At 74.6% G+C, this 25,259-nt stretch carries 22 protein-coding genes and 1 pseudogene; 10 read left to right on the top strand and 13 right to left on the bottom strand.

Features of this window, described 5'->3' with window-relative positions; genetic code table 11:
- Positions 1 to 236: 236 nt before the first annotated feature.
- Positions 237 to 1,205, bottom strand: coding sequence for a helix-turn-helix transcriptional regulator (locus KDL28_RS08385; protein WP_252436800.1), 969 nt, complete (start codon positions 1,203 to 1,205; stop codon positions 237 to 239).
- 63 nt (positions 1,206 to 1,268) lie between these two features.
- On the opposite strand from KDL28_RS08385, the gene KDL28_RS08390 reads away from it, so the two are divergent.
- Together KDL28_RS08390 and KDL28_RS08395 are read left to right on the top strand one after the other, a co-directional pair.
- Positions 1,269 to 1,868: a TIGR03086 family metal-binding protein gene (locus tag KDL28_RS08390; RefSeq protein ID WP_252436801.1), complete on the top strand. Its 600-nt coding sequence runs from the start codon at positions 1,269 to 1,271 to the stop codon at positions 1,866 to 1,868.
- Between the two features lie 57 nt (positions 1,869 to 1,925).
- On the top strand, positions 1,926 to 3,134 hold the full coding sequence (locus KDL28_RS08395) for a low temperature requirement protein A (protein WP_252436802.1): 1,209 nt from the start codon (positions 1,926 to 1,928) through the stop codon (positions 3,132 to 3,134).
- A 61-nt stretch (positions 3,135 to 3,195) separates the two neighbouring features.
- Here the strand turns inward: KDL28_RS08395 and KDL28_RS41385 are convergent, their stop codons facing one another.
- From KDL28_RS41385 to KDL28_RS08445, 10 genes are all read right to left on the bottom strand, one after another.
- Positions 3,196 to 3,489: a PspC domain-containing protein gene (locus KDL28_RS41385; protein WP_308215957.1), complete on the bottom strand. Its 294-nt coding sequence runs from the start codon at positions 3,487 to 3,489 to the stop codon at positions 3,196 to 3,198.
- A 141-nt stretch (positions 3,490 to 3,630) separates the two neighbouring features.
- Positions 3,631 to 4,845 carry an ABC transporter substrate-binding protein gene (locus tag KDL28_RS08405; RefSeq protein WP_252436803.1) on the bottom strand — a complete coding sequence of 405 codons (1,215 nt, stop codon included), beginning with the start codon at positions 4,843 to 4,845 and terminating at the stop codon, positions 3,631 to 3,633.
- A gap of 52 nt (positions 4,846 to 4,897) precedes the next feature.
- On the bottom strand, positions 4,898 to 6,121 hold the full coding sequence (locus KDL28_RS08410; RefSeq protein ID WP_252436804.1) for a branched-chain amino acid ABC transporter permease: 1,224 nt from the start codon (positions 6,119 to 6,121) through the stop codon (positions 4,898 to 4,900).
- A complete protein-coding gene (locus KDL28_RS08415; RefSeq protein WP_252436805.1) occupies positions 6,114 to 6,992 on the bottom strand; it encodes a branched-chain amino acid ABC transporter permease in 879 nt (292 codons plus the stop codon). The genes KDL28_RS08410 and KDL28_RS08415 overlap by 8 nt, the downstream gene beginning before the upstream one ends.
- A gap of 76 nt (positions 6,993 to 7,068) precedes the next feature.
- On the bottom strand, positions 7,069 to 7,917 hold the full coding sequence (locus tag KDL28_RS08420; protein ID WP_252436806.1) for an ABC transporter ATP-binding protein: 849 nt from the start codon (positions 7,915 to 7,917) through the stop codon (positions 7,069 to 7,071).
- Positions 7,914 to 8,723: an ABC transporter ATP-binding protein gene (locus KDL28_RS08425; protein ID WP_252436807.1), complete on the bottom strand. Its 810-nt coding sequence runs from the start codon at positions 8,721 to 8,723 to the stop codon at positions 7,914 to 7,916. Before KDL28_RS08425 ends, KDL28_RS08420 begins: the two co-directional genes overlap by 4 nt.
- 227 nt (positions 8,724 to 8,950) lie before the next feature.
- Positions 8,951 to 9,571: a response regulator gene (locus KDL28_RS08430; RefSeq protein WP_252436808.1), complete on the bottom strand. Its 621-nt coding sequence runs from the start codon at positions 9,569 to 9,571 to the stop codon at positions 8,951 to 8,953.
- A 61-nt stretch (positions 9,572 to 9,632) separates the two neighbouring features.
- Positions 9,633 to 10,817 carry a GAF domain-containing sensor histidine kinase gene (locus tag KDL28_RS08435; protein WP_252436809.1) on the bottom strand — a complete coding sequence of 395 codons (1,185 nt, stop codon included), beginning with the start codon at positions 10,815 to 10,817 and terminating at the stop codon, positions 9,633 to 9,635.
- A gap of 67 nt (positions 10,818 to 10,884) precedes the next feature.
- Positions 10,885 to 11,055 carry a hypothetical protein gene (locus KDL28_RS08440; RefSeq protein ID WP_252436810.1) on the bottom strand — a complete coding sequence of 57 codons (171 nt, stop codon included), beginning with the start codon at positions 11,053 to 11,055 and terminating at the stop codon, positions 10,885 to 10,887.
- A 192-nt stretch (positions 11,056 to 11,247) separates the two neighbouring features.
- Positions 11,248 to 12,909, bottom strand: coding sequence for a DNA repair helicase XPB (locus KDL28_RS08445; protein ID WP_252436811.1), 1,662 nt, complete (start codon positions 12,907 to 12,909; stop codon positions 11,248 to 11,250).
- Between the two features lie 524 nt (positions 12,910 to 13,433).
- Between KDL28_RS08445 and KDL28_RS08450 the strand changes: the two genes are divergently transcribed.
- The 4 genes from KDL28_RS08450 to KDL28_RS08465 all read left to right on the top strand — a co-directional run bounded on the left by KDL28_RS08450 (position 13,434) and on the right by KDL28_RS08465 (position 18,952).
- Positions 13,434 to 17,225 (top strand): sensor histidine kinase, encoded by a 3,792-nt coding sequence (locus KDL28_RS08450; protein WP_252436812.1) that lies wholly within the window; start codon positions 13,434 to 13,436, stop codon positions 17,223 to 17,225.
- Positions 17,222 to 17,644, top strand: a complete 423-nt coding sequence (locus KDL28_RS08455) for a roadblock/LC7 domain-containing protein (protein ID WP_214403341.1) — start codon at positions 17,222 to 17,224, stop codon at positions 17,642 to 17,644. The genes KDL28_RS08450 and KDL28_RS08455 overlap by 4 nt, the downstream gene beginning before the upstream one ends.
- A 71-nt stretch (positions 17,645 to 17,715) precedes the next feature.
- Complete coding sequence (locus KDL28_RS08460) at positions 17,716 to 18,372, top strand: DUF742 domain-containing protein (protein ID WP_252436813.1); 657 nt, start codon at positions 17,716 to 17,718, stop codon at positions 18,370 to 18,372.
- A complete protein-coding gene (locus KDL28_RS08465; RefSeq protein ID WP_252436814.1) occupies positions 18,353 to 18,952 on the top strand; it encodes a GTP-binding protein in 600 nt (199 codons plus the stop codon). Before KDL28_RS08460 ends, KDL28_RS08465 begins: the two co-directional genes overlap by 20 nt.
- Before the next feature lie 46 nt (positions 18,953 to 18,998).
- Here KDL28_RS08465 and KDL28_RS08470 read toward each other — a convergent pair whose 3' ends face one another.
- Positions 18,999 to 21,233, bottom strand: coding sequence for a helicase-associated domain-containing protein (locus KDL28_RS08470; RefSeq protein ID WP_252436815.1), 2,235 nt, complete (start codon positions 21,231 to 21,233; stop codon positions 18,999 to 19,001).
- Between the two features lie 92 nt (positions 21,234 to 21,325).
- Here KDL28_RS08470 and KDL28_RS08475 point away from each other — a divergent pair, with 92 nt between their 5' ends.
- Together KDL28_RS08475 and KDL28_RS08480 are read left to right on the top strand one after the other, a co-directional pair.
- A complete protein-coding gene (locus KDL28_RS08475) occupies positions 21,326 to 21,505 on the top strand; it encodes a hypothetical protein (RefSeq protein WP_252436816.1) in 180 nt (59 codons plus the stop codon).
- Positions 21,502 to 22,095, top strand: coding sequence for a nucleotidyltransferase family protein (locus KDL28_RS08480; RefSeq protein ID WP_308215959.1), 594 nt, complete (start codon positions 21,502 to 21,504; stop codon positions 22,093 to 22,095). The genes KDL28_RS08475 and KDL28_RS08480 overlap by 4 nt, the downstream gene beginning before the upstream one ends.
- A 477-nt stretch (positions 22,096 to 22,572) precedes the next feature.
- Here KDL28_RS08480 and KDL28_RS08485 read toward each other — a convergent pair whose 3' ends face one another.
- Positions 22,573 to 23,166: a LysM peptidoglycan-binding domain-containing protein gene (locus KDL28_RS08485; RefSeq protein WP_252436818.1), complete on the bottom strand. Its 594-nt coding sequence runs from the start codon at positions 23,164 to 23,166 to the stop codon at positions 22,573 to 22,575.
- A gap of 406 nt (positions 23,167 to 23,572) precedes the next feature.
- On the opposite strand from KDL28_RS08485, the gene moaC reads away from it, so the two are divergent.
- Together moaC and KDL28_RS42090 are read left to right on the top strand one after the other, a co-directional pair.
- Positions 23,573 to 24,049, top strand: a complete 477-nt coding sequence (gene moaC, locus KDL28_RS08490; RefSeq protein WP_308215958.1) for a cyclic pyranopterin monophosphate synthase MoaC — start codon at positions 23,573 to 23,575, stop codon at positions 24,047 to 24,049.
- 144 nt (positions 24,050 to 24,193) lie between these two features.
- A pseudogene (locus KDL28_RS42090) lies at positions 24,194 to 25,160 on the top strand (molybdenum cofactor biosynthesis protein MoaE).
- Positions 25,161 to 25,259 lie beyond the last annotated feature (99 nt).

Raw genomic sequence — 25,259 nt, forward strand, 5'->3', positions numbered from 1 at the left:
CTGCAGAACGCCGCGTCGATCGCCGCGCTGTTCCTGACCACCGAGGCGGTCATCGCCGACAAGCCGGAGAAGAACGCCGCTCCGGCCGGCGACCCGACCGGCGGCATGGGCGGCATGGACTTCTGAGTCCGACCCCCGCAGTACCCGCACGTCCCGCAGGGGCGGCACCCGTTCCGGGTGCCGCCCCTGCGGCGTTCTCCCCGCTGCTGTGGTGAGTGGTTCGCGCGCAAGCTCGCTCACGCGTGCTGCTCGGCGACCCCCGCGGCCCGCGCCCGCACCGCCTCCCGCAGCTCCGGAGGCCCCAGCGCCTCCGCCTCCGGCGCCATCGCCCACACCACCCGCTCGGCGTGCCCCACCCCGCCGAACAGCACCCGCACCACGGTGCGCCCCCCGCCGTCCGCCCGGGCGTCCACCGTCGACACCGCCGCCTTCGCGAGTTCGCCGACCAGGTGGTCCGGCACCCGGACGCTGGCCTCCAACCCGCTGATCCGGGCCCGGAAGTCGTCGCGGCGGCGTGCCCACAGCGCGTCCAGGTCGACGCCCTCCGGGCGGGCCGCGGGTTGGGGCAGTTCCTCGACGTCCTCGACGCGCGACATCCGGTAGGTCCGGTCCTGCCCGCCGTCCAGACCGAGCAGGTACCACTGGCCGGCCGCCTCGACCAGGCCGACGGGGTCGACGGTCCGCCAGCGCGGGGCGGGCGGTGGGTCGCCCGGACGGGAGCCGCCGGCGTAGTGGATCCGCAGCCGGGTGCCGGCGAGCACCGCCCGCTGGACGGCGGCCAGCCGCGGGTCGGGGGCGGCCGGGTCGCGCAGCCACCCGCCGCGGCGCACGAGCACGCGCCCGGCGGCGGCGTCGGCCTTGGCCCGGGAGGTCTCCGGCAGGGCGGCGACGACTTTGCGGATCGCCGACGAGAAGGCGGCGCCCATGCCCAGCGCGTCGGACGTGGCCCGTCCCGGCGAGGTCAGCAGCGCGACGGCCTCGTCGGGGGTGAGGCCGGTGAGGTCGGTGGTGAAGCCCGGCAGCAGGGCGAACCCGCCGTGGCGGCCGCGCTCGGCGTACACCGGGATGCCCGCCGAGGAGAGCGCTTCGACGTCGCGCAGCACCGTGCGGGTGGACACCTCGAGCTCGTCGGCCAGGGCGGCCGCGGTCATCAGGCCGCGGTGGCGCAGCAGCAGGACGAGCGAGAGCAGGCGGTCGGCGCGCACCCGGCGAAGAATGCCAGGAAAAGACGACACGAGGCGTCGTGATTCGGCGGCAGGGTGGCCGCCATGACCACACCGCTTCCCGACCCCCGCCTCGCCTACCGCACCGCGCTCGGCTGGACCGCGGGCCTGGCCGCCGCCGTGCGGCCCGACCAGCTCGACGGACCGACGCCCTGCGACGGGTACGACGTGCGGACCCTGCTCCGCCACCTCGTGACGACCGTCCGCCGGGCGCAGGTGATCGCCGAGGGCCGCTCGCCGCTGGAGATCCCGGCGATCAGCACCGACGTCCCCGACGACGGTCTGGCCGACACTTACGCCGAGGAGGCCGAGCGGGCCGTGGACGCCTGGTCCGACGACGCCAAGATGGACGCCGCGGTGACCGTCCCGTGGGGCACCGTCCCCGGTCGGGGCGCCGTCTGGGGCTACGTCAACGAGACGCTGGTGCACGGCTGGGACCTCGCGGTCTCCACCGGGCAACCCGCCGAAGCCCCCACCGGCCCGGCGGAGGCCGCGCTGGTGGCGGCGCGGATGGCGATCCCGGCCGAGCCGCGCGGCGGGCACGTGCCGTTCGCCCCGCCGGTCGAGCCGGCCGCGGGCGCGGGCGCCACCGAGCGGCTGGCGAACTGGTCGGGCCGGCCGCCGCACACCGATTTCATTACTTGATTACTTCTTGCGGTCGCGGCTGTTGGCGGGGCGCCCGGCGTGGGGCACGATCTCGCCATGGCAACACCGCGCCGGGGGCGTCTGGAGGCCGTGGGCGAGCGCGCCGTCGCCACGCCCATCGAGCTGTTCTTCGACCTGGTCTTCGTGTTCGCGCTGACCCGGGTCACCGACTGGATGGCCGAGGACCCGACGGTCGTGCACGTCGTCCGCGGCATCCTGATCATCACCGTGATGTGGTGGTGCTGGATCGGCTACGCGTGGCTGTGCAACGTGGTGAAGGCCGACGAGGGCATCATGCGGGTCGGGCTGTTCCTCGCGATGGGCGCGATGTTCATCGGCGCCATCACCATCCCGGAGGCCTTCGACGACCTGCCCGGCGGCCTGCACGGGCCGACGGTCTTCGCGTTCTGCTACTTCGCCGTACGGGCCGTGCACATCGCGATGTTCTGGATCGCCAGCGCCGACGACGCCCAGCTGCGCGGGCAGGTGCTGCGGTTCCTGCCGTCCATGCTCGGCGGCACGGTGCTGCTGCTGGTCGCCGCGCAGACCTCGGGACCGACGCAGACGCTGCTGTGGCTGGCCGCGCTGGTGGTCGACTACCTGGGCACGTTCCTCAGCGGCTCGAAGTGGCGGATGGGCTCGGCCGGGCACTTCGCGGAACGGCACGGGTTGATCATCATCGTGGCGCTCGGCGAGTCGATCGTCTCGATCGGGATCGGCGTGGCCGCGCTGCCGATCTCCTGGCCGATCATCGTGGCCACGGTGCTCGGGCTGGCCGTCGTGTCCGCGCTGTGGTGGGCTTACTTCGACGTCACCGCGCTCGTCGCGGAACGCGCGCTGGCCGCGGTCGAGGGCGAGCGGCAGGTCCAGCTGGGCCGGGGCGGCTACACGCTCCTGCACCTGCCGATGGTCGTCGGGATCATCATGCTGGCGCTGGGGCTGAAGAAGGTGCTGCAGTACACCGGCGACGAGGAGCACCACACGCTCGCCGACCCGCTCTACGGGGTCCCGCTGGCCGCGCTGTACGGCGGGGCCGCGCTGTACCTGCTGGCCCACGTGTGGTTCAGGTGGTACATGACCAGGTCGCTGAACGTGGAGCGGCTGGTGCTGGGCGCGGTGCTGCTGGCGGTGGCGCCGCTGATGACGATGCTGCCGGCGATGGCCAGCCTCGCGGTCCTCGCGGCGCTGCTGGTGGGCCTCATCGGCTGGGAGACCTACCGCCACGCCGAGGAGCGCCACCGCATCCGGCACGCCGAGGGCCACTGACCGGCTGCGCGCAGGGCCTCGGCCCTGCGCGCAGCGGCGGGGCCGCCACCGCGGCCGCCGATCAGGCGTCGGCCTCGGGGACCAGGATCCAGGCGGCGATGTAGAGCAGCGCGCCGGAGCCGGCGCCGAGCACGGTCAGCGCGACCAGGCCGAGGCGGACGAGGGCGGGGTCGGCGCCGAGGGCCTCGGCGACGCCGCCGCAGACACCGCTGAGCATCCGGTCCTTGCGGCTGCGCCGGAGCTCGAAGCGCCGACGCGGCGCGGGCGCCGTCGCGGTCGTGGTGTCGCTGGTGGCGTCGGTCGCGGGGTTGAGGATCGGGTCGATGCTCGGGTGGATGCCGGTCACGGGTTCCATGTCCATGACTCTGCCGCCGCGCGGGCCGCGTTCCATCCGGGACGCACCCGGAAACCGACCCGGAGCCGCGCCCGACCCCGTCTCGGGGTCGGGCGCGGGGTTCTCCGGGGGGTCGCCGTTGAATCCCCGGGGTCCTCGGGGTTACTGCTGGTACGGCGCCTTGTACCCGGCGGCCTCCGGGGCCGTGAACAGCGGCGCCACCTCGGTCAGCCCGCCCTCGGCGGCCGGGTCAACCTTGGCGATGTAGACGCCGCGGGTGGGGGGCGAGCCGGGCGAGCTGTAGTCCAGCTCGGTCACCAGGTCGTCGGTCTTGACCGAGGTGAGCGTGGTGAGCGCGGTGGCCACCCCGGCGCGGCTGAGGTCGCCGGACTCGCAGGCCTTCTCCAGCACCGCCTGCCACACCATGCCCTCGACGTAGCCGGTGTGCACGCCCGCGTTGATCGGGGCGCTCGGGTACTTCTGCTTGTACTCGGTCGCCACCTCGACGGCCTTGGGGGTCTTCGAGGAGAACGGCGGGCTGGACGCGGCCACGTACAGGTTGCCCAGCGCGCCGGCGGCCGGGCTGTCCAGCAGCGCCGGGTCGAACGTCGGGTTGTTGCCCAGCACCGGGACGTTGAGCCCGAGGGCCTGGTTGGCGGCCAGCGCGGAGGCGCTCTGGCCCGGGGTCGTCGTCAGCACCAGGACCTTGATGCCCTCGCCGCGCAGGCCGGTGACGATGCCGGTGAGGTCGTTGTCCGTCGAGGTGATCTTGGCTTCGCGGACGGTCAGCCCGTGCTGCTCGGCGTAGTACTGCGAGCCCTTCAGGCCGTTGCCGCCGTACTCGCCGTCGATGTAGATGTGGCCGATGGTGTCGCCGTCGGCGAGCAGGCCCTGCTGCTGCAGGTAGGCCAGCCCGTTGACGATCTCCAGGTCGTAGGTGGTGCCGATCATCATGATGCTCGGGTTGTTGAGCACCTCGCTCGACCACGACGCCGGGGCCGCGAGCACCTGGTCGTCGATCAGGTTCTGCTTGAGCGCGGCCAGCACCGGGGAGCCGAGCAGCTGCACCATGCCCAGCACCTTGGGCTCGAGCTGCGGGTAGAGCGTCTTGGCCGTGTCGGCCTTGTAGCCGTGGTCGACGATCTCCAGCTCGATCTGGCGGCCGCAGATCCCGCCCGCGGCGTTGACGTCGTCGGCCCACAGCTGGTTGCCGGCGTTGAGCCCGGCGCCCAGGTTCTTGAACACGCCGGTGTTGTCGCCCATGACGCCGAGCGTGATCGTCGTGTCGGTGACGCCCTTGTCGGTCTTCACGCCACCGGCGCCGGCCTCCGCGGTCTGCTGGTCGGCCGTGCTGCCGCAGGCCGCGAGCACCAGCATGCTCGCGAGCGCACCGGCGAGCACCGTGGATCGGGCAGCTGCCCGCCCTGCTCTACGCCCTGGGATCATCGTCGTTCCTCTCGGGGGATCGCTCTCGCCCGCCGGAGGCGGCGGGCACGGCTGTGTCGGTGCGGGAGTCGGTGGTGTTGGTGCGACGGGCCAGGAGGCGCCGGCCGATGGCGGCCGCGCCGCCGGGTTCGAACAGCACGACCAGCACGACCGCCGCCCCGTAGACGAACGCGCTGAGCACCACGGCGGTCAGCCCGCCGAACTGGGCGTCGGCGAACCAGCCGAACTCGTTGGCGCCGAGCAGGAAGAACTGCTGCAGCCCGTAGACCACGATGGCGCCGAAGACCGCGCCCGGCACCGAGCCCAGCCCGCCGATGATCACGATGGCCAGGAAGGCGATGGCGACGGTCAGCGAGTAGTTGCCGGTGAACTCGTTCTCGTCGGGTTTGACCAGGTCGAGCCACAGCGCCGTCATCACCCCGGCCAGCCCGGCGTAGGCCGAGGACACCACGAACGCCCCGGCCTTGACCCGGGTCACGTTCACGCCCATCGCGGTGGCCGCGGCCTCGTTGTCGCGCACCGCCCGCCAGGCCCGGCCGATCCGGCTGCGCACCGCGCCGCGGGCCAGCAGGTAGGCCACCACGGCCAGGACCAGGAACAGGTACCAGAGCCGCTGCTGCTTCTGGATCGCGATGCCGAGGATGGTCGGGGCGGGCTGGCTGTTGGCGAACACGAAGCCGAGCAGCTCGAAGTTCGGCGGGGTGCGCCCGGAGGAGGTGCCGCCGGTCAGCGACTCCAGCGACTGGCCGAGCCACAGCCCGAGGAACACCAGCGACAGCGACGCGACGCCCAGGTAGATGCCGCGCAGCCGGCCGGCGACCGGGGCGAAGGCCAGCCCGAACAGCCCGCTGATCAGCACCGCGCCGACCAGCCCGACGACCGGCGGCAGCCCCAGGCCCACCAGGCCGGCCTCGGCCTCACCGGAGATCACCGCGTAGGACACGGCCCCGACCAGCAGGAAGAACGGGTGGGCCAGCGACAGCTGGCCGGCCTGGCCGACCAGCAGGGTCAGCCCGATCCCGCCGACCGCGCCGATCAGGATGTACTGGGCCACCTTCAGGTAGGCGACCTCGTTGCCGATGAGCACCGGCAGCAGCACCAGGACCAGCAGCAGGACGGCGCCGCCGGCGATCGCGAGCCGGTTGCGCCGGCGCGCGGGCGGGGCCCCCGCCGGTGGGGAGGTCGGTTTGACCAGCGTGTCAGACACGACTGAGCTCCTTCGTCCCGAACAGCCCGGAGGGCCGGACGACGAGCACGACCAGCATCACCAGGAACACCGCGCTCTTGGAGAACTCGAAGGAGATGTACTGCGCCGACAGCGCCTCGGTGAGCCCGACGACGATGCCGCCGACCACCGCGCCCGCCGTCGAGTCGAGCCCGCCCAGGATCGCGGCCGGGAACGCGACCAGGGCGATCGCGTGGGTACCGCGACCCAGCCCGGCCCCGGAGAAGTCCTGGGTGGCGATGAACAGCACGGCCACCCCGGCCAGCGCCCCGGCGACCAGCCACGCCGTGGCGGTGACCCGGGAGCTGCGGATGCCCATCAGCGCCGCGGCCTCCCGGTTCTCGGCCTGGGCCCGCATGGCCACGCCCCAGCTGGAGTAGCGGAAGGCCAGCAGGAAGGCGGTGATCAGCACCGCCCCTACGACCAGCGCGATGGCCTGCGTCCGGAAGATCGTGATCGCGCCGAGCTGGATCGGCTGGGCGTCGTAGGGGTCGCCGATGAACGGGATGTCCGCGCCCACCCGGCGCACGACCTCCTCGGTGATGATCACGTCGACGCCGATGGTGAGCAGGGCCAGGCTGTTGTGGTCCGCGGCGCGGGCGTTGGCCAGCAGCACCCGCTCGATCAGCAGCCCGGCCAGCGCGGCCGCGACGATGCCGACCACCGCGGCCCCCACCCAGCCGAGCGTGTCCTTGAGCTCGTAGACCAGGAACCCGCCGACCAGCACCAGCGAGCCGTGCGCGAAGTTGATCACTTCGGTGGCCTTGTAGATCACCACGAAACCGAGCGCCAGCAGCGCGTAGACCGCGCCCTTGCCCAGCCCGTTGACCAGCAGCTGCAGGAACGTGTTCACACCGCCTCCTCGCTGACGCTCGTCGCCGGCGCGAACACCGATGTGGCTGTGTTGGACTGTGAGCTCGCAAGCTCGCTCATGCCGACTCCCCCTCGTCGGACGTGCCGAGGTACGCCCGCACCACCTCGGGGTCGGCCTGCACCTCGGCGGGCAGCCCGTCGGCGATGAGCCGGCCGAAGTCGAGCACGCTGACCCGGTCGGCGATGCCCATCACCAGTCCCATGTCGTGCTCGACCAGCAGCACCGAGATGCCCAGCGCGTCGCGCAGGTCGGTGATGGTCACCGCCATCTCCGCGGTCTCGGTGGCGTTGAGCCCGGCCGCGGGCTCGTCGAGCAGCAGCAGCGTCGGCTCCACCGCCAGCGCCCTGGCGATGTCGACCCGCTTGGCCACCCCGTAGGGCAGCACCCCGACCGGGGTGTCGAGCCGGTCGGCCAGCCCGAGGAAGTCGCAGATCTCCTCGACCCGGGCCACGTGCCTGCGCTCGGCCCGCGCCGCCCACGGCAGCCGCAGCCCACCGGTGAGGAATCCGCCGCTGGTCAGCACGTGCCGCCCGGTCAGCACGTTGTCGCGGACAGTCGAGCCCGGCGACAGCGCGATGTTCTGGAACGAGCGCCCGATGCCCAGCCCGGCCAGCCGGTGCGGCGCCAGCGCGGTCAGGTCGGCGTCGCCGTAGCGCACGCTGCCCGCCTGCGGCCGGTACAGCCCGCTGATCACGTTGAAGAGGCTGGACTTGCCGGCCCCGTTCGGCCCGATCAGCGCGTGCACGGTGCCCCGCGCCACGGTGAAGCCGACGTCGTCCAGGGCGGTGATGCCGCCGAACCGCAGCGTGACGTCTGCGACCACCAGCTCGCGGACGTCGTCGCGCAGGCCGGTCGGCCGGTCGGCGGCGCCCACCCCGGCCTCGTCGCGGGTCCCGGCGCTCATCCGACCCACCGCGACAGGGTCCGGGTGCGCCGGTGCGCCTGCGCCTGCGCCGCCTCGGACTCGGCCTGCGCCTGCGACTCGGCGTGCCCGCCCAGGTAGAGCCGCTGCACGTCGTCGCTGGCGGCCAGCTCGTCGGCCGGCCCGGACAGTGCGACCCGCCCGACCTCCAGCACCGCGGCGTGGTCGGCGACCCGCAGCGCCATCGTCGCGTTCTGCTCGACGAGCACCACGACCGTGCCCTGCGCGTGGATCTCCCGGATGATCGTGGCGATCCGGCCGACCATCTGCGGGGCCAGCCCCAGCGACGGCTCGTCGAGCAGCAGCAGCCGCGGCGCCGACATCAGCGCCCGGCCGATGGCCAGCATCTGCTGCTCACCGCCGGACAGCAGCCCGGCCCGCTGCCCGGCCCGCTCGGCCAGCACCGGGAACAGGTCGTGCACCCGCTGCCGGGCCGCGGCCCGGTCGGCCGCCGAGCGGGCACCGAGGCCCCCGGCGCGCAGGTTGTCCTCGACGGTCATCCGGGCGAACACCTGCCGGCCCTCCGGCACCGCCACCACCCCGCGCCGCACGACGACGGCCGGGTCGAGCCGGTCGATGCGCTCCCCGTCGACCCGGATCTCCCCCGCGGTGATGGTGCCGCGGTGCAGCTTGAGGGTGCCCGAGACCGCCCGCAGCAGCGTCGACTTGCCCGCGCCGTTGCCCCCCAGGACGGCGAGCACGCCGTCGGCGGGGACCTCGACGTCGACGCCGTCGAGCGCCCTGACCGAACGTCCGTACCGCACGGAGAGCCCGCGCACGCTCAGCACGCCCGGGCACCTGCCCTCCGGCGCACCCCTCGGAACCCTGTGACCACGCTCGAGCTCCCTTGCTCCGGCGACCCGTTCGGCCGATCGGGCTCATGGTGTGAGGCGTCACAACGATCAGGCACCCCCACTTGGAGAGGGGTCGGCCGAATGTTGACAGTCCGTTATCCGCCGGACCCCCGAACCGTCGCCAATCGCCATCGAGAACTTCGCTGTCGACGGGGAGGTGGTCAGAGGAGACCGGCCTCGGACGCCTTCCCGATCGCCTCGACGCGGTTGCGGGCGCCCAGCTTGTGCAGCGCGGACTGCAGGTAGGTCTTGACCGTGTTGCGGGCCAGCCCGGTGGTCTCGGCGATCTCCGGGTTGGTCCGGCCCTGCGCGGCCAGCCGCAGCACCTCGTACTCCCGGCGGGTGAGCCCGCTGCGGACCAGCGCGGCCTGGCTGGCCCCGCCGGGCACCATCCGCGGGTCGCGCACGCGCTCGCCGCGCAGCACCCGGCGCAGCGCGTCGACCAGGTCGGTGGCCGCGGCGTCCTTGAGCAGCGCACCGTGCGCCCCCGCATCGAGAGCGGCCTGCACGCCGTGGTGGTCGCCGTGGGCGGTGAACACCACCACCCGCGCCGCAGGCACCCGCTCCCGCAGCCCGGCCACGATCTCCGGGGCCAGCATGTCGGGCAGGCGCAGGTCGAGCAGCACGAGGTCGGGGGCGAGACCGGGGGCGCGGTCGAGGGCCGAGCGGCCGCTCTCCGCCGACCCGACCACCACCAGCGCCGGCTCCCCGCGCAGCAGCAGCGCCACCCCGTCGCGGACGACCGGGTGGTCATCGACGACCATCACCCTCGCCGCGCTCATCGCCCGGCCCAGCCGGGCTCGGCTGGCGCTCCGCGCGGGCGCTGCGTCGACGGCCCGCCCATCACTCCCGCCCCGGGGCGGGCAACAGCATGCGCAGCGTCGTGCCGCCGTCCTCGTCGTGCACCAGGCTGACCCGCCCGCCCAGCCGCGCCGCCCGCTCCACCAGCATCCGCACCCCGAGCCCGGTGCCGGGCACGCCGTCGGCCCCGGCCGGTTCCGCGGGCGCGCCGTCGTCGGCCACGGCGACCTGGACACCGCTCTCGACCTCGCCCAGGCTCACCACGACGGTGCTCGCCCCGGCGTGCTTCTCCACGTTCAGCAGCCCTTCCCGCACCGCGCTCACCAGCAGCGTCGTCCGCTCGGCGTCCAACGGGCGGACCTCCCCGAGCTGCACCAGCCGGGCCGCCACCCCGGTGCGGGCCTGGAAGCTGCGGCAGTGCTCGGCGAGCTCGATCGGCAGCGCCCGCTCCGGGCTGGACTCCGACAGCGCCAGCAGCGACTCGCGCAGCGCCAGCGCCGCGGCCGAGACGTCGGACTCCAGCCGCCCGAGGCGGGTGCGCAGGACGGGGTTGTCGGGCAGCGTCGTGCGCAGGTCGCGGACCTGCGCGCCGATCGAGAACAGCATCGCCCCCACCGAGTCGTGCAGGGACGCCTGCATCCGCTGGCGCTCCGCGGCCACCGCGGTGGCCCGCCCGGCCTCGGCCCGCTCGGCCAGGGCCAGCGCCACCGCCGCGTCCGCCGCCACCCCCTGCACCGCCCGCACGGCGTCGTCGCCGAACTCCCCCGGCCCGCGCAGCGCCGCGTACGCCACCGCCACCGTCTGCTGCCGACCCGCCCGCTCGCGCAGGATCGGCACCGCGAGCATCGCCGAGAGCGCCTCCCGGCTGACGACGCCGTCGAACTGGTGGGTGATGCTGGGCGCGGTCACGTAGTCGCTCACCCGCACCGGCCGCCCCAGCGCCATCACCCGCCCGCCGACGCCCTGTCCGACGGGCACGATCAGGTCCTGCAGCGAGTCGGTGCGGGTGCCGGCGAGCCAGCGGATGACACCGCCCCCGCCGTCGGTGTCGGCGACGAACCCGGCGTCGGCGCCCGCCGCGTCGCGCAGCAGCCGGGCGGTGCCGCGCAGCGCGAGCACCCGGTCGAGCACGGTGAGCAGCCCTTCGCGCTCCACGAGCAGGGCGTCGAGCAGGTGCTGGTGCTCGGCCGCGCGATCGGCGGCCGCCCGCTCACCCCTGGTCGACATGAGCGGAGATTCGCACACACCGGGCGCGAGTGCGACACCGTCGCGCCACGGGCCGGGGTGGCGGGGCTCAGCGCCCGTTGCGCCGCTCGTGACCGCCGGAGTTCTGGGTGGGGATCCCGGGGCGCGGCCGGCCGGCCGGCTCGTCGTCCGGCTCGTCGAAGACCTGCCGGTCGCGCAGCCGGATGGTGCGGCCGATCACCATCCCGACGCACGTGGCGACCACCAGCCAGGCGGCCACCCCGACGAGGATCCATCCGACTGTGGAGATGACGACCCCCGGGTGCGACGCCTGTGCGGCTTGACCCCAGGTTAGACCAATAAGAGCAATGACACAAAGCGAACGGCCGACGTCAGCACGTGATCAACCCTGGCTGCCCGGACGCCCCCACCCGGGCCCGGAACACCACGAACGCCGCGGTGGAGCCGGACCTCAGCCGGCCTCCGGGACCGCCGGCCCGAGCAGGTCGTCGGCGTCGACGATCCGGTACGCGTAGCCCTGCTCGGCCAGGAACCGCTGCCGGTGCTGCGCGTACTCGGTGTCGACCGTGTCGCGCGAGACCACCGAGTAGAAGTGCGCCTGGCGCCCGTCGCCCTTGGGCCGCAGCAGCCGCCCGAGCCGCTGGGCCTCCTCCTGCCGCGAGCCGAACGTGCCCGACACCTGCACCGCCACGCTGGCCTCCGGCAGGTCGACCGAGAAGTTGGCGACCTTGCTGACCACCAGCACCGGGATCTCGCCGCGGCGGAACCGGTCGAAGAGGACCTCGCGCTCCTTGTTGCGGGTGGAGCCCTGGATGACCGGCGCGTCCAGCACCTCGCCGAGCTCGTCGAGCTGGTCGAGGTAGGCGCCGATGACGAGGGCGGGCTCGCCGGGGTGCCGGTCGAGGACGGCGCGGACCACCTTGAGCTTGGTGCGCGCGGTGGAGGCCATCCGGTAGCGCTCCTCGGCGTCGGCGACCGCGTAGCCCATCCGCTCGTTGTCGGTGAGCGTCACGCGGACCTCGGTGCACTCGGCGGGCGCGATCCAGCCCTGGTTCTCGATGTCGCGCCACGGCGCGTCGTAGCGCTTGGGCCCGATCAGCGAGAACACGTCGCCCTCGCGGCCGTCCTCGCGGACGAGGGTGGCGGTGAGCCCGAGGCGGCGGCGGGACTGCAGGTCGGCCGTCATCCGGAAGACCGGGGCCGGCAGCAGGTGCACCTCGTCGTAGATGACCAGGCCCCAGTCGCGGGAGTCGAACAGCTCCAGGTGCCGGTACTCGCCCTTGGACTTGCGGGTCATCACCTGGTAGGTGGCGATGGTGACCGGGCGGATCTCCTTGCGCTCGCCGGAGTACTCGCCGATCTCGTCCTCGGTGAGGGAGGTGCGGGCGATGAGCTCGCGCTTCCACTGCCTGCCCGCGACGGTGTTGGTGACCAGGATGAGGGTGGTGGCCTGCGCCTCGGCCATCGCGGCCGCGCCGACCAGCGTCTTGCCCGCCCCGCAGGGCAGCACGACCACGCCGGAGCCGCCCGCCCAGAAGCCGTCGACCGCGGCGCGCTGGTAGTCGCGCAGGGTCCAGCCGTCCTCGGCGAGCGAGATGGGGTGCGCCTCGCCGTCGACGTAGCCGGCCAGGTCCTCGACCGGCCAGCCGATCTTGAGCAGGGCCTGCTTCAAGTGGCCCCGCTCGGACGGGTGCACGATGACCGTGTCGTCGTCGATCCGGGTGCCCAGCAGCGGGGCGATCTTCTTCTGCCGGAGCACCTCCTCCAGGACCGCCCGGTCGAGCGCCACGAGCACCAACCCGTGCACCGGCGACTGGGCGAGCTGCAGCCTCCCGTAGCGGCCCATCGTGTCGACCACATCGACCAGCAGCGGCTGGGGGACGGCGTAGCGGGAGTAGCGGACGAGTGCGTCGACGACCTGCTCGGCGTCGTGCCCGGCGGCGCGGGCGTTCCACAGCGCGAGCGGCGTGACGCGGTAGGTGTGCACGTGCTCGGGGGCGCGCTCGAGCTCGGCGAAGGGCGCGATGGCGATCCGCGCCGCCCCGGCTTCGGGGTGGTCGACCTCGAGCAGCAGCGTCTTGTCGGACTGGACGATCAGCGGACCGTCGGTCATGGTCGGTGACTCCTCGGACGAAAAGCGCCGGGGGGCTCGGCGCCGACTCGACGGTACGCGCGCGCACCGACAGCGGTCCGCCGCGCACAGGGGTGGCGGCGGGAGTGGTGGCGGTGCGGGCGCGGGGCGGTTGGCCCCGCTCGACGGGCGGATGCGTGTGCGGGTACGGGCCCGGGGATCGCCGACGACCCCAGGGTTATACTGCCCGGGCTCTCAGTCCGAGCGCACGCGTGCCGCCAAGATCCTACCGGGTCCGGACGGTCTCCACCCGGTGACGGGGGGTGCGTGTCGGAGAACCCCACTGAGCGTGCTCGACCTCGCGAACCGGACACCCGACCGGTTCAGCACCGACCACCGAAGGCGCTACGGACTGTCCCGATGCCCATGCCCCGCGGGCGTGCCGCCCGATTCCGGTCATCCACCGCCCCTGGACTGCCCTTCGTCCAGTTCAGGGTCGCCAGTCGACGTCCGTGCGTGCCAGAGTTCGGCGGATCGTCGCCGGCAATCTTCAGGGGGACGTTGACGTGACCACCACGGAGACCAGCCGGTCCTGGTCCGAGCGGCTGAATCCGCGCAACTGGACGCTGGTCTGGAAGCTCGCCGTCGTCGGCCTGCTGCCCGCAGTGCTCGCACTCGTCCTCGGCGTCCTGCGCGTCGCCGACCAGGCGGGCGATGCCGCTGACCTGGGCCGGAGCACCCGCCTGCTGGAAGTGCAGCAGCAGGTCTCCGAGGCCGCGTCCGCGCTGCGCGGCGAACGCGACGAGGCCACCCTGTTCGTGGCCGAGCAGCGGGCAGGCAACCGCGACGTGCTGGAGATCGGCTTCAGCGACGCCGACATCCAGATCGGCGAGATGCTGACCACCGTCCGCGGCGCCACCGAGCTCGACGACACCACGATCTCGGCGCTGCAGCAGGCCGAGTCCGGGCTCTCCCAGCTCGCGGTGCTGCGCGGCGACGTCACCGAGAACGCGGCCGCCGGCGTCAACCAGGTCCGCGGCCGCTACACCGGGCTCATCGAGGGCGTCGACGTGCTCGACCGTGCCCTGCTGCGCCAGCTGCGCACCCCCGGCACCGCCGGCCTCGCCGACGCGCTCACCGCCGTGACCAGCGCCAACGAGCAGCTCGCCATCCAGCACACGGTGCTCGGCACGGCGATCAGGGCCAAGACGCTGCAGACCGGCGACGTCACCACGGTCACCGCCACCGACAACCAGCTCACCGCGGACTACCGCGAGTACCAGGTGGCGCTGACCCCCGAGCAGCTGTCCACCTTCGGCAGCTTCCTCGACGACGCGGCCAACTCCCAGCGCGAGCGCCTCAAGCTGGCCCTGCTGGCCACCCCGTCCGACGGCGAGATCACCCTCGAGCCCTTCGAGTGGGACACCGCCTACAACGGCTCGCGCGCCGCGGCCGACCGGTCCGCGCAGATGCTGCGCACCGAGCTGGTCAACACCAGCGTCGCGGCCGAGCAGGCGGCCAGCAACAACGCCGGCATCCAGTCCGTGGTCCTGATGCTGGGCCTGCTGGCCGGCATCACGGTCGCGGTCCTGGTCGCCCGGGCCCTGATCCGGTCGCTGCGGGTGCTGCGCACCGCCGCGCTCGACGTCGCCGAACGGCGGCTGCCGCAAGCGGTCGAGAGCATGCGCGCCGGCGAGACGCCGGACGTCGCCGTCGACTCGGTGCCCATCACCACCAGCGACGAGGTCGGCCAGGTGGCCAGGGCGTTCGACGCGGTGCACGGGCAGGCGGTCCGGCTGGCCGCCGAGCAGGCGGCGCTGCAGCAGAACGTCAGCGCGATGTTCGTCAACCTCTCCCGCCGCAGCCAGGCGCTGGTCGAGCGCCAGCTGCAGCTGATCGAGCAGCTGGAGAGCAACGAGCAGGACCCCGACCAGCTGTCCAACCTGTTCCAGCTCGACCACCTCGCGACCCGCATGCGGCGCAACTCGGAGAACCTGCTGGTCCTCGCGGGCACCGACCTGGCCAAGCGCAACGCGGCCCCGATCCCGCTTGTCGACGTGCTGCGGGCGGCGGTCTCCGAGGTCGAGCAGTACCAGCGCATCGTCGTGCAGTCCCCGCCGACGGCCACCGTCGCAGGCCGCGCGGGCGCCGACCTCGTGCACCTGCTGGCCGAGCTGCTGGACAACGCCACCAACTTCTCCCCGCCGGAGTCGCAGGTGGTCATGAGTTCGGCCCGCACCCCGGACGGCTCGGTCGTCGTGGAGATCTCCGACCGCGGCGTCGGCATGGTCGAGCACGAGTTGATGGACGCCAACCAGCGGCTGGCCGGTCCGTCCTCGGTCGACGTCTCGGCCTCGCGCCGGATGGGCCTGTTCGTGGTCGGTCGCCTGGGCGCCCGCCACGGTGTCAGCGTCCGGCTGGGCACCTCCAGCGCCGGCCAGTCCAGCGGGCTGACCGCCTCGGTCACGGTGCCGGCCTACCTCATCTCCGCGACCCCCGGCTCCGAGCCGCCGCGCCCCTTCGGCGGCCAGCCCAACCAGGCCACCCCGAACGGCCTGCCGCAGCGGGTGGCCAACAGCTCCGGTGTCAACGGCCAGCCGAACGGATCGCCGAACGGTTCGCTCTCCGCGCTGGTCGCCGGCGCCGATGGCCCGTCGAACCCGACGAGCGTCTTCGACCCGCAGGTCCAGGAGAGCGGCGGCTACCCGCTGGGGGCCCCGCCGCCCTCGGCGAACGGCAACCCGCACCTGCCGACCCGTCGCCCCGGGTCCACGCTGCGGCCCAACCGGGACGGGCCCCCGCTGCCCCCCGACGCCGAGCGCGGTCACGGCGGCCCGCCCGACCAGCCCGGCCGTCCCGACGAGGACCGCGGCCGCGACGAGTGGGCCCGCGAGGACCGCGCCCGCGAGATCGCCGAGCAGGCGCGTCGCGACCAGGAGGCCGCCGCCCGGCGGACGGCGTCCATGCGCCAGCACCAGCCCCGTCCGGACAACCGCTCCGACGCCCAGCCCTACCCGGGCAGCGGCGCCGACCCGCGGTACTTCCAGGGCGGCAACGGCAACGGCGGCAACGGCTCGTCCCCGGGCATGCCGCCCGCCGACCAGGGCCAGGACCGGGCCGCTCAGGACCGGGCCGCTCAGGAGCGGGCCGCTCAGGAGCGGGCCGCCCAGGAGCGGGCCGCCCAGGCCCGCGACACCGGCCCGGTGACGCCCCCGCGGGCGCTGCCCACCCGGCCCACCGAGGACGACCGGGGCGCTGCCGGTGCTCCGGCGGGCGAGGGCGGCCCCGAGCAGAAGTACACCGGCGCACCGCTGCCGCGGCGGGTCCCGGGCACCTCGGCGCAGCCGCCGGGGCGCCCCCCGCGCGACCCGAGCGACGACGGCCGCCCCCGCTCGCTGCACCCCTCGGAGCCGGCCCCGGCCGAGCGCAAGCAGGCGGAGCGGCCCCAGCCCGAGCAGTCCCGTCCCGAGCCCCGCACCGATCGCCAGCTGCCCGAGCTCCCGCAGCGGGTCCCGGCCTCGGAGCTGCCCCGGCGCGAGCCGCGGGCGGTCCCGCCGGGCGGCCCGCAGCCGTTCTCCGGCCAGCGGTCCGGCGACGCCAGCGCGGCGGACGGGCTGTTCGCGCCGGTCGTCCCGGCCGAGCCGCAGCCCGACGGCCCGCCGGTCGGCCGCAGGCCGGGCCCCGCTCCGGCGCAGCCGCAGCAGGAGCAGCAGCAGGAGCAGCGCCGCTTCGACCCGACCGAGACCACGCCGATCTTCGAGGAGATCGCCTCGGCCTGGTTCCGGTCGAACCGCCAGATCCCGGTCGACTACGACTCGCAGAAGACCAGGGCCCAGCCCGCGGTCACCCCGGCGCAGGCGAAGGCGCCGAGCCCGGCTCCCGCACCGGCACCCGCACCGGCACCCGCACCGGCCGCGGCGCCCACCCCGGCGCCCGCACCCGTGGTCGCCGAGGCGGAGCGGCCCGAGCCCCAGCAGCAGCCGCTGCCGGAGCCCGTGGGCGCCACCGCCGGGCGGGTCGAGCGCGGCTTCGCGACCGAGGCCGACGACGGCTGGCGCGCGGCGCGCGGCGCCGTCGACGACCGCGCCAGCGAGCTCACGACGGCCGGCCTGCCCAAGCGCCGCCCGCGCGCACGGCTGGTCCCGGGCAGTGCAGGATCTGCGGTGCTGGCCGCACCGGCGTCCCCGGCACGCAGCGCCGAGAACATCCGGGGCCGGTTGGCGAGCTATCAGCAAGGTGTCCGACAGGGCCGCGAGCAGCGGCTCCGCGGCGGTACGGCAACTCCCAACGGATCCGGATCCAACGGTGGCAACGACCCCGCAGGCGCGGGTGGCAATCACGACGAGGAGTCTTCATGACGGCGCCACAGACCCAGCCGAGCCGATTCGGATGGCTGGTCACCAACTTCGCGGAGCGGGTGCCCGGTGTCGCGCACGCCATCGTGGTGTCCGCGGACGGGCTTCTGCTCACCAGCTCCGACCGACTGCCCCGCGACCGCGCCGACCAGCTCGCCGCGGTCGCCTCCGGCCTGATCAGCCTCACCCAGGGCGCCGCCCGCTGCTTCGACGCCGGTGGCGTCGTGCAGACGGTCGTCGAGATGGACCGCGGCATCGTGCTGCTCATGTCCATCAGCGACGGATCGTGCCTCTCGGTGCTGGCGTCACCCAGTTGTGACATCGGCCTGATCGGATACGAGATGACACTGCTGGTCGACCGGGTCGGTCAGCTGCTCACCCCGGAGCTCCGCGCGGAGCTGCAGGGCTCGTTCGGTCCGTGACCTAGCCGGCGGTTGCACAAGCCGCCCGGTATCGACGACAGTCCCGATCGGCAGAAGGAAGGTGATGCCCGATGAGCTCCGGTCCCGATGATGAGCGCCGGCTACCCTCGGAGCCCACTTTCGCCGACGTGATGAACGGTTTCAGCCTCGACGCCGGGCGCTCCCCCCGCCGTCGCAGGTGGGGTCGCAGGCGCGACGACGGCGTCGCGCCTGCGGAGGCGCCCCGGGCGGACACCCAGTACGAGACGCCACCGCCCATGTCCGCTCACCCGGTGCCGCAGCAGTCGTCCCTCGGGTCGATGCCGCAGCAGACCCCGCCGGGTGTGATGCCCAACCTCGCGCCGCCCATCGACATGAGCTCGGGCGACGTCGAACAGTCCGGTCCGATCGGCGCGGCCGCGGTGCGGCCGTACGCCTGGACCCGTGGACGTACCAAGTCCGGCTTCGACCTGGCGATCGAGACGCTCGTCTCGACCAGCCAGCGGGGCCGCGATCAGATGGGCCTGTTGCAGGTCGAGCACCGCACCGTAGCGGAGCTGTGCGAGCAGACCCGCTCGGTTGCCGAGGTGGCGGCCCTGATCTCCCAGCCCCTGGGCGTCGCCCGGGTCGTGCTGGGCGACATGGCGAGCCTCGGCATCGTGACCGTGCACCAGACCGCGAGCAGCGCCGGCAACGTGCCGGACCTCGCCCTGATGGAAAGGGTGTTGAGTGGACTCCGTCGGCTCTAGGCCGCAGTCGATCGCCACCGCGGCGACGATCTCGGCCAAGATCGTGGTCGCCGGGGGCTTCGGCGTCGGCAAGACCACGTTCGTCGGCTCGGTCTCCGAGATCGTCCCGTTGACCACCGAGGCCGTCATGACCGAGGCCAGCAGCGGCGTCGACGACCTCGCGGCCACGCCGAACAAGGTGACCACCACGGTGGCCATGGATTTCGGCCGCGTGTCACTGGACTCCGAGCTGATCCTCTACCTGTTCGGGACGCCGGGCCAGCACCGGTTCTGGTTCATGTGGGACGACCTCGTCCGCGGCGCGATCGGCGCAGTGGTGCTGGTCGACACCCGCCGACTGGCCGACTCGTTCGCCGCCATCGACTTCTTCGAAGACCGCGGCCTGCCCTACGTCGTCGGCCTGAACTGCTTCGACGGCCTGCTGCAGCACCGCGTCGAGGACGTCAGGGAGGCGATGTCGATCGACCCGTCGATCCCCATCGTCAGCTGCGACGCCCGCAACCGGCAGTCGACCAAGCAGACCCTGATCGCGCTGGTGGAGCACGCCATGCACCACCGGCTCACCGCAGGGGCCCGCTAGCGGAGTCGTGCGTGGGCGGCAGCCCGCGCACGACCTCCTGGTCGGCTCAGTCGACCAGGGCGATGCCGGTGATGCGGTGCAGCGGGACCCGGTGCACCGCGCCGTCGACGGCGTCGCGACCCTCCACCACGCCGCCCCCGACGCTCACCGGCTCGAGCACCTGCTCCCCCGCGACCCCGTGGCCGTCGACGAAGCCGATCCAGACGTTGCGCCCGGACGCGGCGGCCGTGCGCAGCAGGTCGACCGTGGTGCCGTTCGACGCCCGCTCCACCGGCCCGACGCGCCCCGAGCGGGCCCCGGCCATCGCCTCGCCCGCGCGCATCCGCGACACCAGCGCGAGCCGCTGCGCCGCGTCCGGCTCGGGCGGCATCCCCGACGAGGCCGGGCCGCGCCGCCGGGGTGCGGCCCGCCGGCCGCGGTCGGTCAGGTCGAGGACGCCGCCGCCGGTGTCCTCGGCGGCCGGGCTGAACCCGGCGGCCCGCAGCCCGTCCATCACCTCGATCAGCGGCAGCGGCGAGACGGCCACCGTCGGCGCGATCCGGCGCAGCTCCAGGCCCCCGGTGTCGGGGTGGGCCAGCACCTCGGCGATCAGCACTTCGTCCTCGGAACGCAGGAACGACGCCGCCGCACCGCCGCGCAGCCGCCCGTGCCGGCGCGCGACGTCGTCGACGAGGTAGGTCAGCCCCTGCGGCACCGGGGTGGCCGATCGGGTGCTCAGCAGCTCGTGCAGGTCGGCGGCGGTGCGCCCGGCGTCGAGGGCGCGGCGCACCGACTCCTCGGTGAACCGGTAGACCGTGGCCGCCCCCGCGGACTCCACGTCGGCCACCAGCTTCAGCTCGGCGGCCAGGCCGGACTCCAGCTGCCCCGGCGCGATGGCGGTGAGGTCGGCCTGCAGCAGCACGTGGTCGACCGGGTCGGGCAGCACGGCCCGCAGCGCCGCTGGCGCGGCCGCCGGGTCGTCCAGCAGGGCCCGGCCGGGCCCGGAGATGGCGTCCAGGGCCACGACGCCGATGGCGGTGGCCTCGGCGAGCACCCAGCCCACGACCTCGTCGCGCAGCCGCCCGCCCCGCCGGGGCGCCCGCCACGCCAGCAGCTCCGACAGCGCCGCGGCCGATCCGGGTGCGGTGCCGGGGGGCAGCTCGGCCAGCCCGGCCAGCACGCGGCGCCGGTCGCGCGGGGCCAGCGGCCGGCGCACGCCGTCGGACAGGGGGTTGATCGCCTTGCCGGCGTCGTCCTTGCGCCCGACGAGGCCGGGCAGCCGGGGCAGGTCGAGCCAGCTGCGGGCCAGCTGCAACCAGCGCGCGCCCGGCCCACCGGTGGCCCACACGTCGACGGCGGTGGTGGGGACGTACTCGGGTGGCGCGCCGTCGGTCTCGGTGACCAGGTCGGCGGCCACCGCCACCTCGATCAGCAGGGCCGCGGTCGGCTCGTCGGCGTCGATCTCGCGGGCGGCGCGGCGCAGGTCGCGCACCCCCAGCCCACCCGAGCGCAGCACGGGCGGCGGCGTGCGCCCCCAGAACGCGATCAGCAGGTCCATCCGGCGCAGCAGCTCGAGCGCGGCCCCGCCCGCGGTGCGGTCGACGGTGTCGGCGCCCCGGTCGCGGGCGCCCAGCTCCGGCGGGCGTACCGGCACCGTGCCCAGCGGCCGGTCGCCGCGCAGCGCCATCCCGACCTGCCGGGGCAGCTCCACGGTCTCCGCGTCGACCCGCAGCAGCAGCCCCTTGGCCACCAACCGCCCCACCGGGCTGTCCGGGTCGGCCCCGGCCCGGCTGCGCCCGATCGGCGGGCCCGCGGCCAGCGCGTCCAGCACCCGCCGCTCGTCCGGGGTGACCGCGGCCAGCAGGCCGGGCAGCGCGCTGGAGGCCGCGGGCCCGGCCGCCGTGCGACCGAGCCCGCCCGGATAGCGGGGGACGACGTCGCGCGCCGACGGGACGACCGACACCTCGCCGTCCGGGCCCCACGCGATGGCCCGCTCGCGCAGGGCCGCCAGCGCCGTCCGGGTGGCCGCGGCGGGCACGTCGGGCCCCAGGAGCCTGCGCAGCTCGGCCACCGGCACGGGGGCCGTGTCGGCGCCCGCCACGACCAGCGCCTCCAGCACGGCCAGCGTGACCGTGTCCAGGTCGTCGCAGGCGCGGTGCACGGAGGCGCGGATCGCCGCCCGCGTGGCCAGCACCGTGAGGTCGGCCGGCGGGGGCACGGCGAGGTCGGGCCGCAGCCGCAGCAGCGCGGCGAGCGCGTCGTCGTCGCGCGCGCGCAGCCAGTCGACCAGCGTGGTGGGCATCCTGTCCACGGTAGTCGGCCGCGCCGGCGGGACGCCCGTCGCTCCCGTGCGGGATACTGGGCGCAGAACCGGCGCCTACTGAGGAGGACAGCGTGGCCAAGCAAGCCCGTCCGGGCCGCATCGACCCGACCTGGCCGCACCTGCCCGACGGCGAGCACCCCGTGAGCGAGCTCGCCGCCCCCACCCAGGGCTCGCTGTCGCCCTTCGGGGACGTCGAGTTCCCGCTCGAGGAAGTGCCCTACGTGCACCCCGTCACGGAGATCAACAAATAGTCGAGCGCGGCACCGCCCCGGCCGGCCTGCTGCTGGCCGCCGGGGCCGGGCGGCGGATGGGCGGCCCCAAGGCGCTCGTCGAGCTCGACGGTGAACCGCTGGTCCGGCGGGCGCTGCGGGTGCTGTCCGACGGCGGCTGCCGGCCGCTCATCGTGGTCCTGGGGGCCGCCGCGGAGTCCGTGGGCCCGCTCCTGCCCGACGGCGTCACCCCCGTCGTGGCGGACGACTGGCCGGAGGGCATGGGCGCGTCGTTGCGCGCCGGCCTCGACGCGCTCTCCGGCACCGACGCCGACGCGGCCCTCGTGCACCTGGTCGACCTCCCGGGCGTGACGGCGGAGGCGGTGGCGCGGTTGGCCGCGTCGTCCGGTCCCGACGCTCTGGTCCGGGCCGCCTACTCCGGGCGGCCTGCGCATCCGGTCCTCATCGGGCGGGGGCACTGGGCGGGGGTCCGGGCGGGCGCCTCCGGTGACGCGGGGGCGCGGGAGTACCTCGCCGGCCACTCCGGGCTGCGGTTGGTGGAGTGCGGGGACATCGCCTCGGCGGGGGACGTGGACACGCCGGAGCAGTTGGCGCGGTTCCGGGACGGGTGAGCGGTATCGGACGGTTGCCGGTGCCCGGGCCGCTGAGCGGCACCCTGCCGTTGAAGGGCGCCTCCGGCGGCGCCTGCGCGGCGGGCGACCTCGGATCTAGCAGGGGTTCGGCCCCTGCCGTCACGTCGTCACGCCCAGCGAAGCACGCCGCCAGTGACCCCGCACCGTTGGCATCCACGAGCTACGGCTGGCAGGGAGGGGTGCGGGATCACTGCCGTCGCGCTCTGCCGAGCGCGCCGACGTGACGGCAGGGGCCTCGGGAGGGGAGTGGCGCTGCGCGCCCCGCCTGGGGCCTCGCCTCGCGGCGTTGGCGTGCCGCATCGGCGGAGCGAGAGTGGCTTTCTTCCCGCTGCGCTGGACGAGAGTGACTCTCGTTGCGCCCGGTGGACGAGAGTCACTCTCGTGCGCGAGCGAGTGCGCGCTCCGCTGGGCGAGAGGGCCCCTCGCTCAATGGGTTGGGCCGGGAGCGGCTCTCGCTCAGAGGCTGATCTGCTGGCCGACGCTGAGGCGGTTCGGGTTGCCGGCCAGGCCGGGGTTCTTCGCCACCAGCTCCTGCCAGCCGCCGGCCACGCCGTTGCGCTGGGCGATGGTGGAGAGGGTGTCGCCGCGCTGGACCGTGTAGTCGCCCGAGGTGGGGGCGCTGGCCCGCACGCGGACCTCGGTCTGGCCGCCGGGGGCGCTGCGCTCGGTGGCGGGCTCGCCGCGGATGCCGAGCTTGCGCGAGCAGGCGGGCCAGGCGTTCCAGCCCTGCTCGGCGAGCACGCGCTCGGCCACGACGATCTGCTCCTCGCGGCTGGCGTTGTTGGCCGTGCCGGCGAACTCGCCGCCGCCGAAGGCCGTCCAGGTGCGCGGGGAGAACTGCAGGCCGCCCTGGTAGCCGTTGCCGGTGTTGATGGCCCAGTTGCCACCGCTCTCGCACTGCGCGAGCCGGTCCCACGTGCTGTCCGACGCCGCGTTGGCCGTCGGCGCGATCAGGAGCGGCGCTCCGACCACAGCGCCGGCGAGCGCGGTCCGGGCGACCACGCGCCCGGTGTTGCTCGGCTTGCGATGACGACCGCGGTAGCGGGCCATGTCGGTCTCCGTGCGCTGCGCAGCCGGTGGTCGCGCCGGTTGGGAGCCGGCGGACGCGTTCCGTTCCTGTCCCGCACTCGTTGAGGCGACGGGGAGCCGGAACCGCCGGACAGGGGAGCGCTGCGGTACCGGGGCCGGCCGGATCTGGGGCATCCGGACGAGCCGCAGGGCACGCTACGGGTGTACGGCGCGAGCGCAAACCGGCCGCGACCCGGGGAGATGGCCGCAGAAATTAGTCCGTTCAGCGGGTTTAGCGTTCATCTGCCCACGTCAGGGCACACGAACGAGTGACGTTGCCGATCTCCATCGGTTGCCCGGCTGTGATGCAGCTCACTGTCACCCGCCCCTCGGGATCACCGTTTCCGGTGACCGCTCGCGGGCGCCGCGCAGGACGTAGGGTTCGGTCGTGGAGCTCACCCACGTCGACGCCGCCGGGGCCGCCCGGATGGTGGACGTCACCGGCAAGGAACCCAGCACCCGCACCGCGACCGCCTCCGGCACGCTGCGCACCACCGCCGAGGTGGTCGAACTGCTGCGCCGCGACGGCCTACCCAAGGGCGACGCGCTGGCCACCGCCCGCATCGCCGGGATCATGGGCGCCAAGCGCACCCCGGACATCGTGCCGCTCTGCCATCCCATCGCCCTGGGCGGCGTCACGGTCGAGCTGCGCCCCGACGGCGACAGCGTGCACATCCGGGCCACGGTGAAGACCACCGACCGCACCGGCGTCGAGATGGAGGCGCTCACCGCGGTCGCCGTGGCCGGGCTGACCCTGCACGACATGGTGAAGGCGGTCGACCCGGCCGCCGTGCTCGACGGGGTGCGCGTCGAGCGCAAGGAGGGCGGCAAGACCGGCACCTGGACCCGCCCGGAGGACCGATGAGCGAGCTTGCGAGCGAATCATCGGTACAGCGCCTGCGCGAAGCGCCGACCGAGCGCAGCGAGGGAGAGCGATGAGCGAGCTTGCGAGCGAATCATCGGTACAGCGCCTGCGCGAAGCGCCGACCGAGCGCAGCGAGGGAGAGCGATGAGCGGGTCGGCGCGGCGCGGGTCGGCGCGGGTGGTGACGGCCTCGAACCGGGCCGCGGCCGGCGTCTACCCCGACCGCAGCGGGCCGGTGATCGTCGAGTGGCTGCGCGGGCGCGGCTTCGACGCCCCGGACCCGACCGTCGTGCCCGACGGTGAGCCGGTCGGCGAGGCCGTGCGGGCGGCGGTCGCCGACGGCGCCGACGTCGTGATCACCACCGGCGGCACGGGGATCTCCCCCACCGACGCCACCCCGGAGGTCACCCGGGCCCTGCTGGACTACGAGGTCCCCGGGCTGGCCGACGCGATCCGCGCGGCCGGCTCGGACGCGGTGCCCACGTCGGTGCTCTCGCGCGGCGTGGCCGGCGTCGCGGGGCGCACCCTGGTGGTGAACCTGCCCGGATCGACAGGGGGGGTGCGGGACGGGCTGTCCGTCCTGGACGGTGTCCTGGAACACGCGATCGACCAGCTGCGCGGAGGCGATCACCGATGAGCGGGCCTGCGAACGAGGTCGGACGATGAGCGGCGCGACGGTGCGCGGCACCGCGGAGGTCGTGCTGGCCGCGGTGGGCGAGGAGCCCCTCGACGTCGCGGAGCACGCCGCGCTGGTCGACCGGGCCGCGGCCGGTGCGGTGGTGACGTTCGCCGGCGTCGTCCGCGACCACGACGGCGGCCGCTCGGTGACCGGGCTGGAGTACTCCGCGCACCCGTCGGCCGGGCGGTTGGTGGCGGAGGTGGCCGCCGCCGTGGCGTCCCGGGCCGAGGGCGTGCGGGCGATCGCGGTGAGCCACCGGATCGGCCGGCTTGCCATCGGCGACGTGGCCCTGGCCTGCGCGGTCGCCGCCGACCACCGGCGGGCGGCGTTCGAGACCTGCGCGGAGCTGGTCGACGAGGTGAAGCGGCTGCTGCCGGTGTGGAAGCACCAGGTCTTCACCGACGGCACCGACGAGTGGGTCAACTCGACCTGACGGTCGGGGGGGGGCGGCGCGGGGGGGGCGGGCCCCCCCCCCCCCCCGGGCCCGCGCGGGGGGGGGGGCGGGGGGCCCCCCCCCCGCGGCGGCCGGCGC

The sequence above is a fragment of the Pseudonocardia humida genome (genome assembly GCF_023898865.1).
Lineage (GTDB): Bacteria > Actinomycetota > Actinomycetes > Mycobacteriales > Pseudonocardiaceae > Pseudonocardia > Pseudonocardia humida.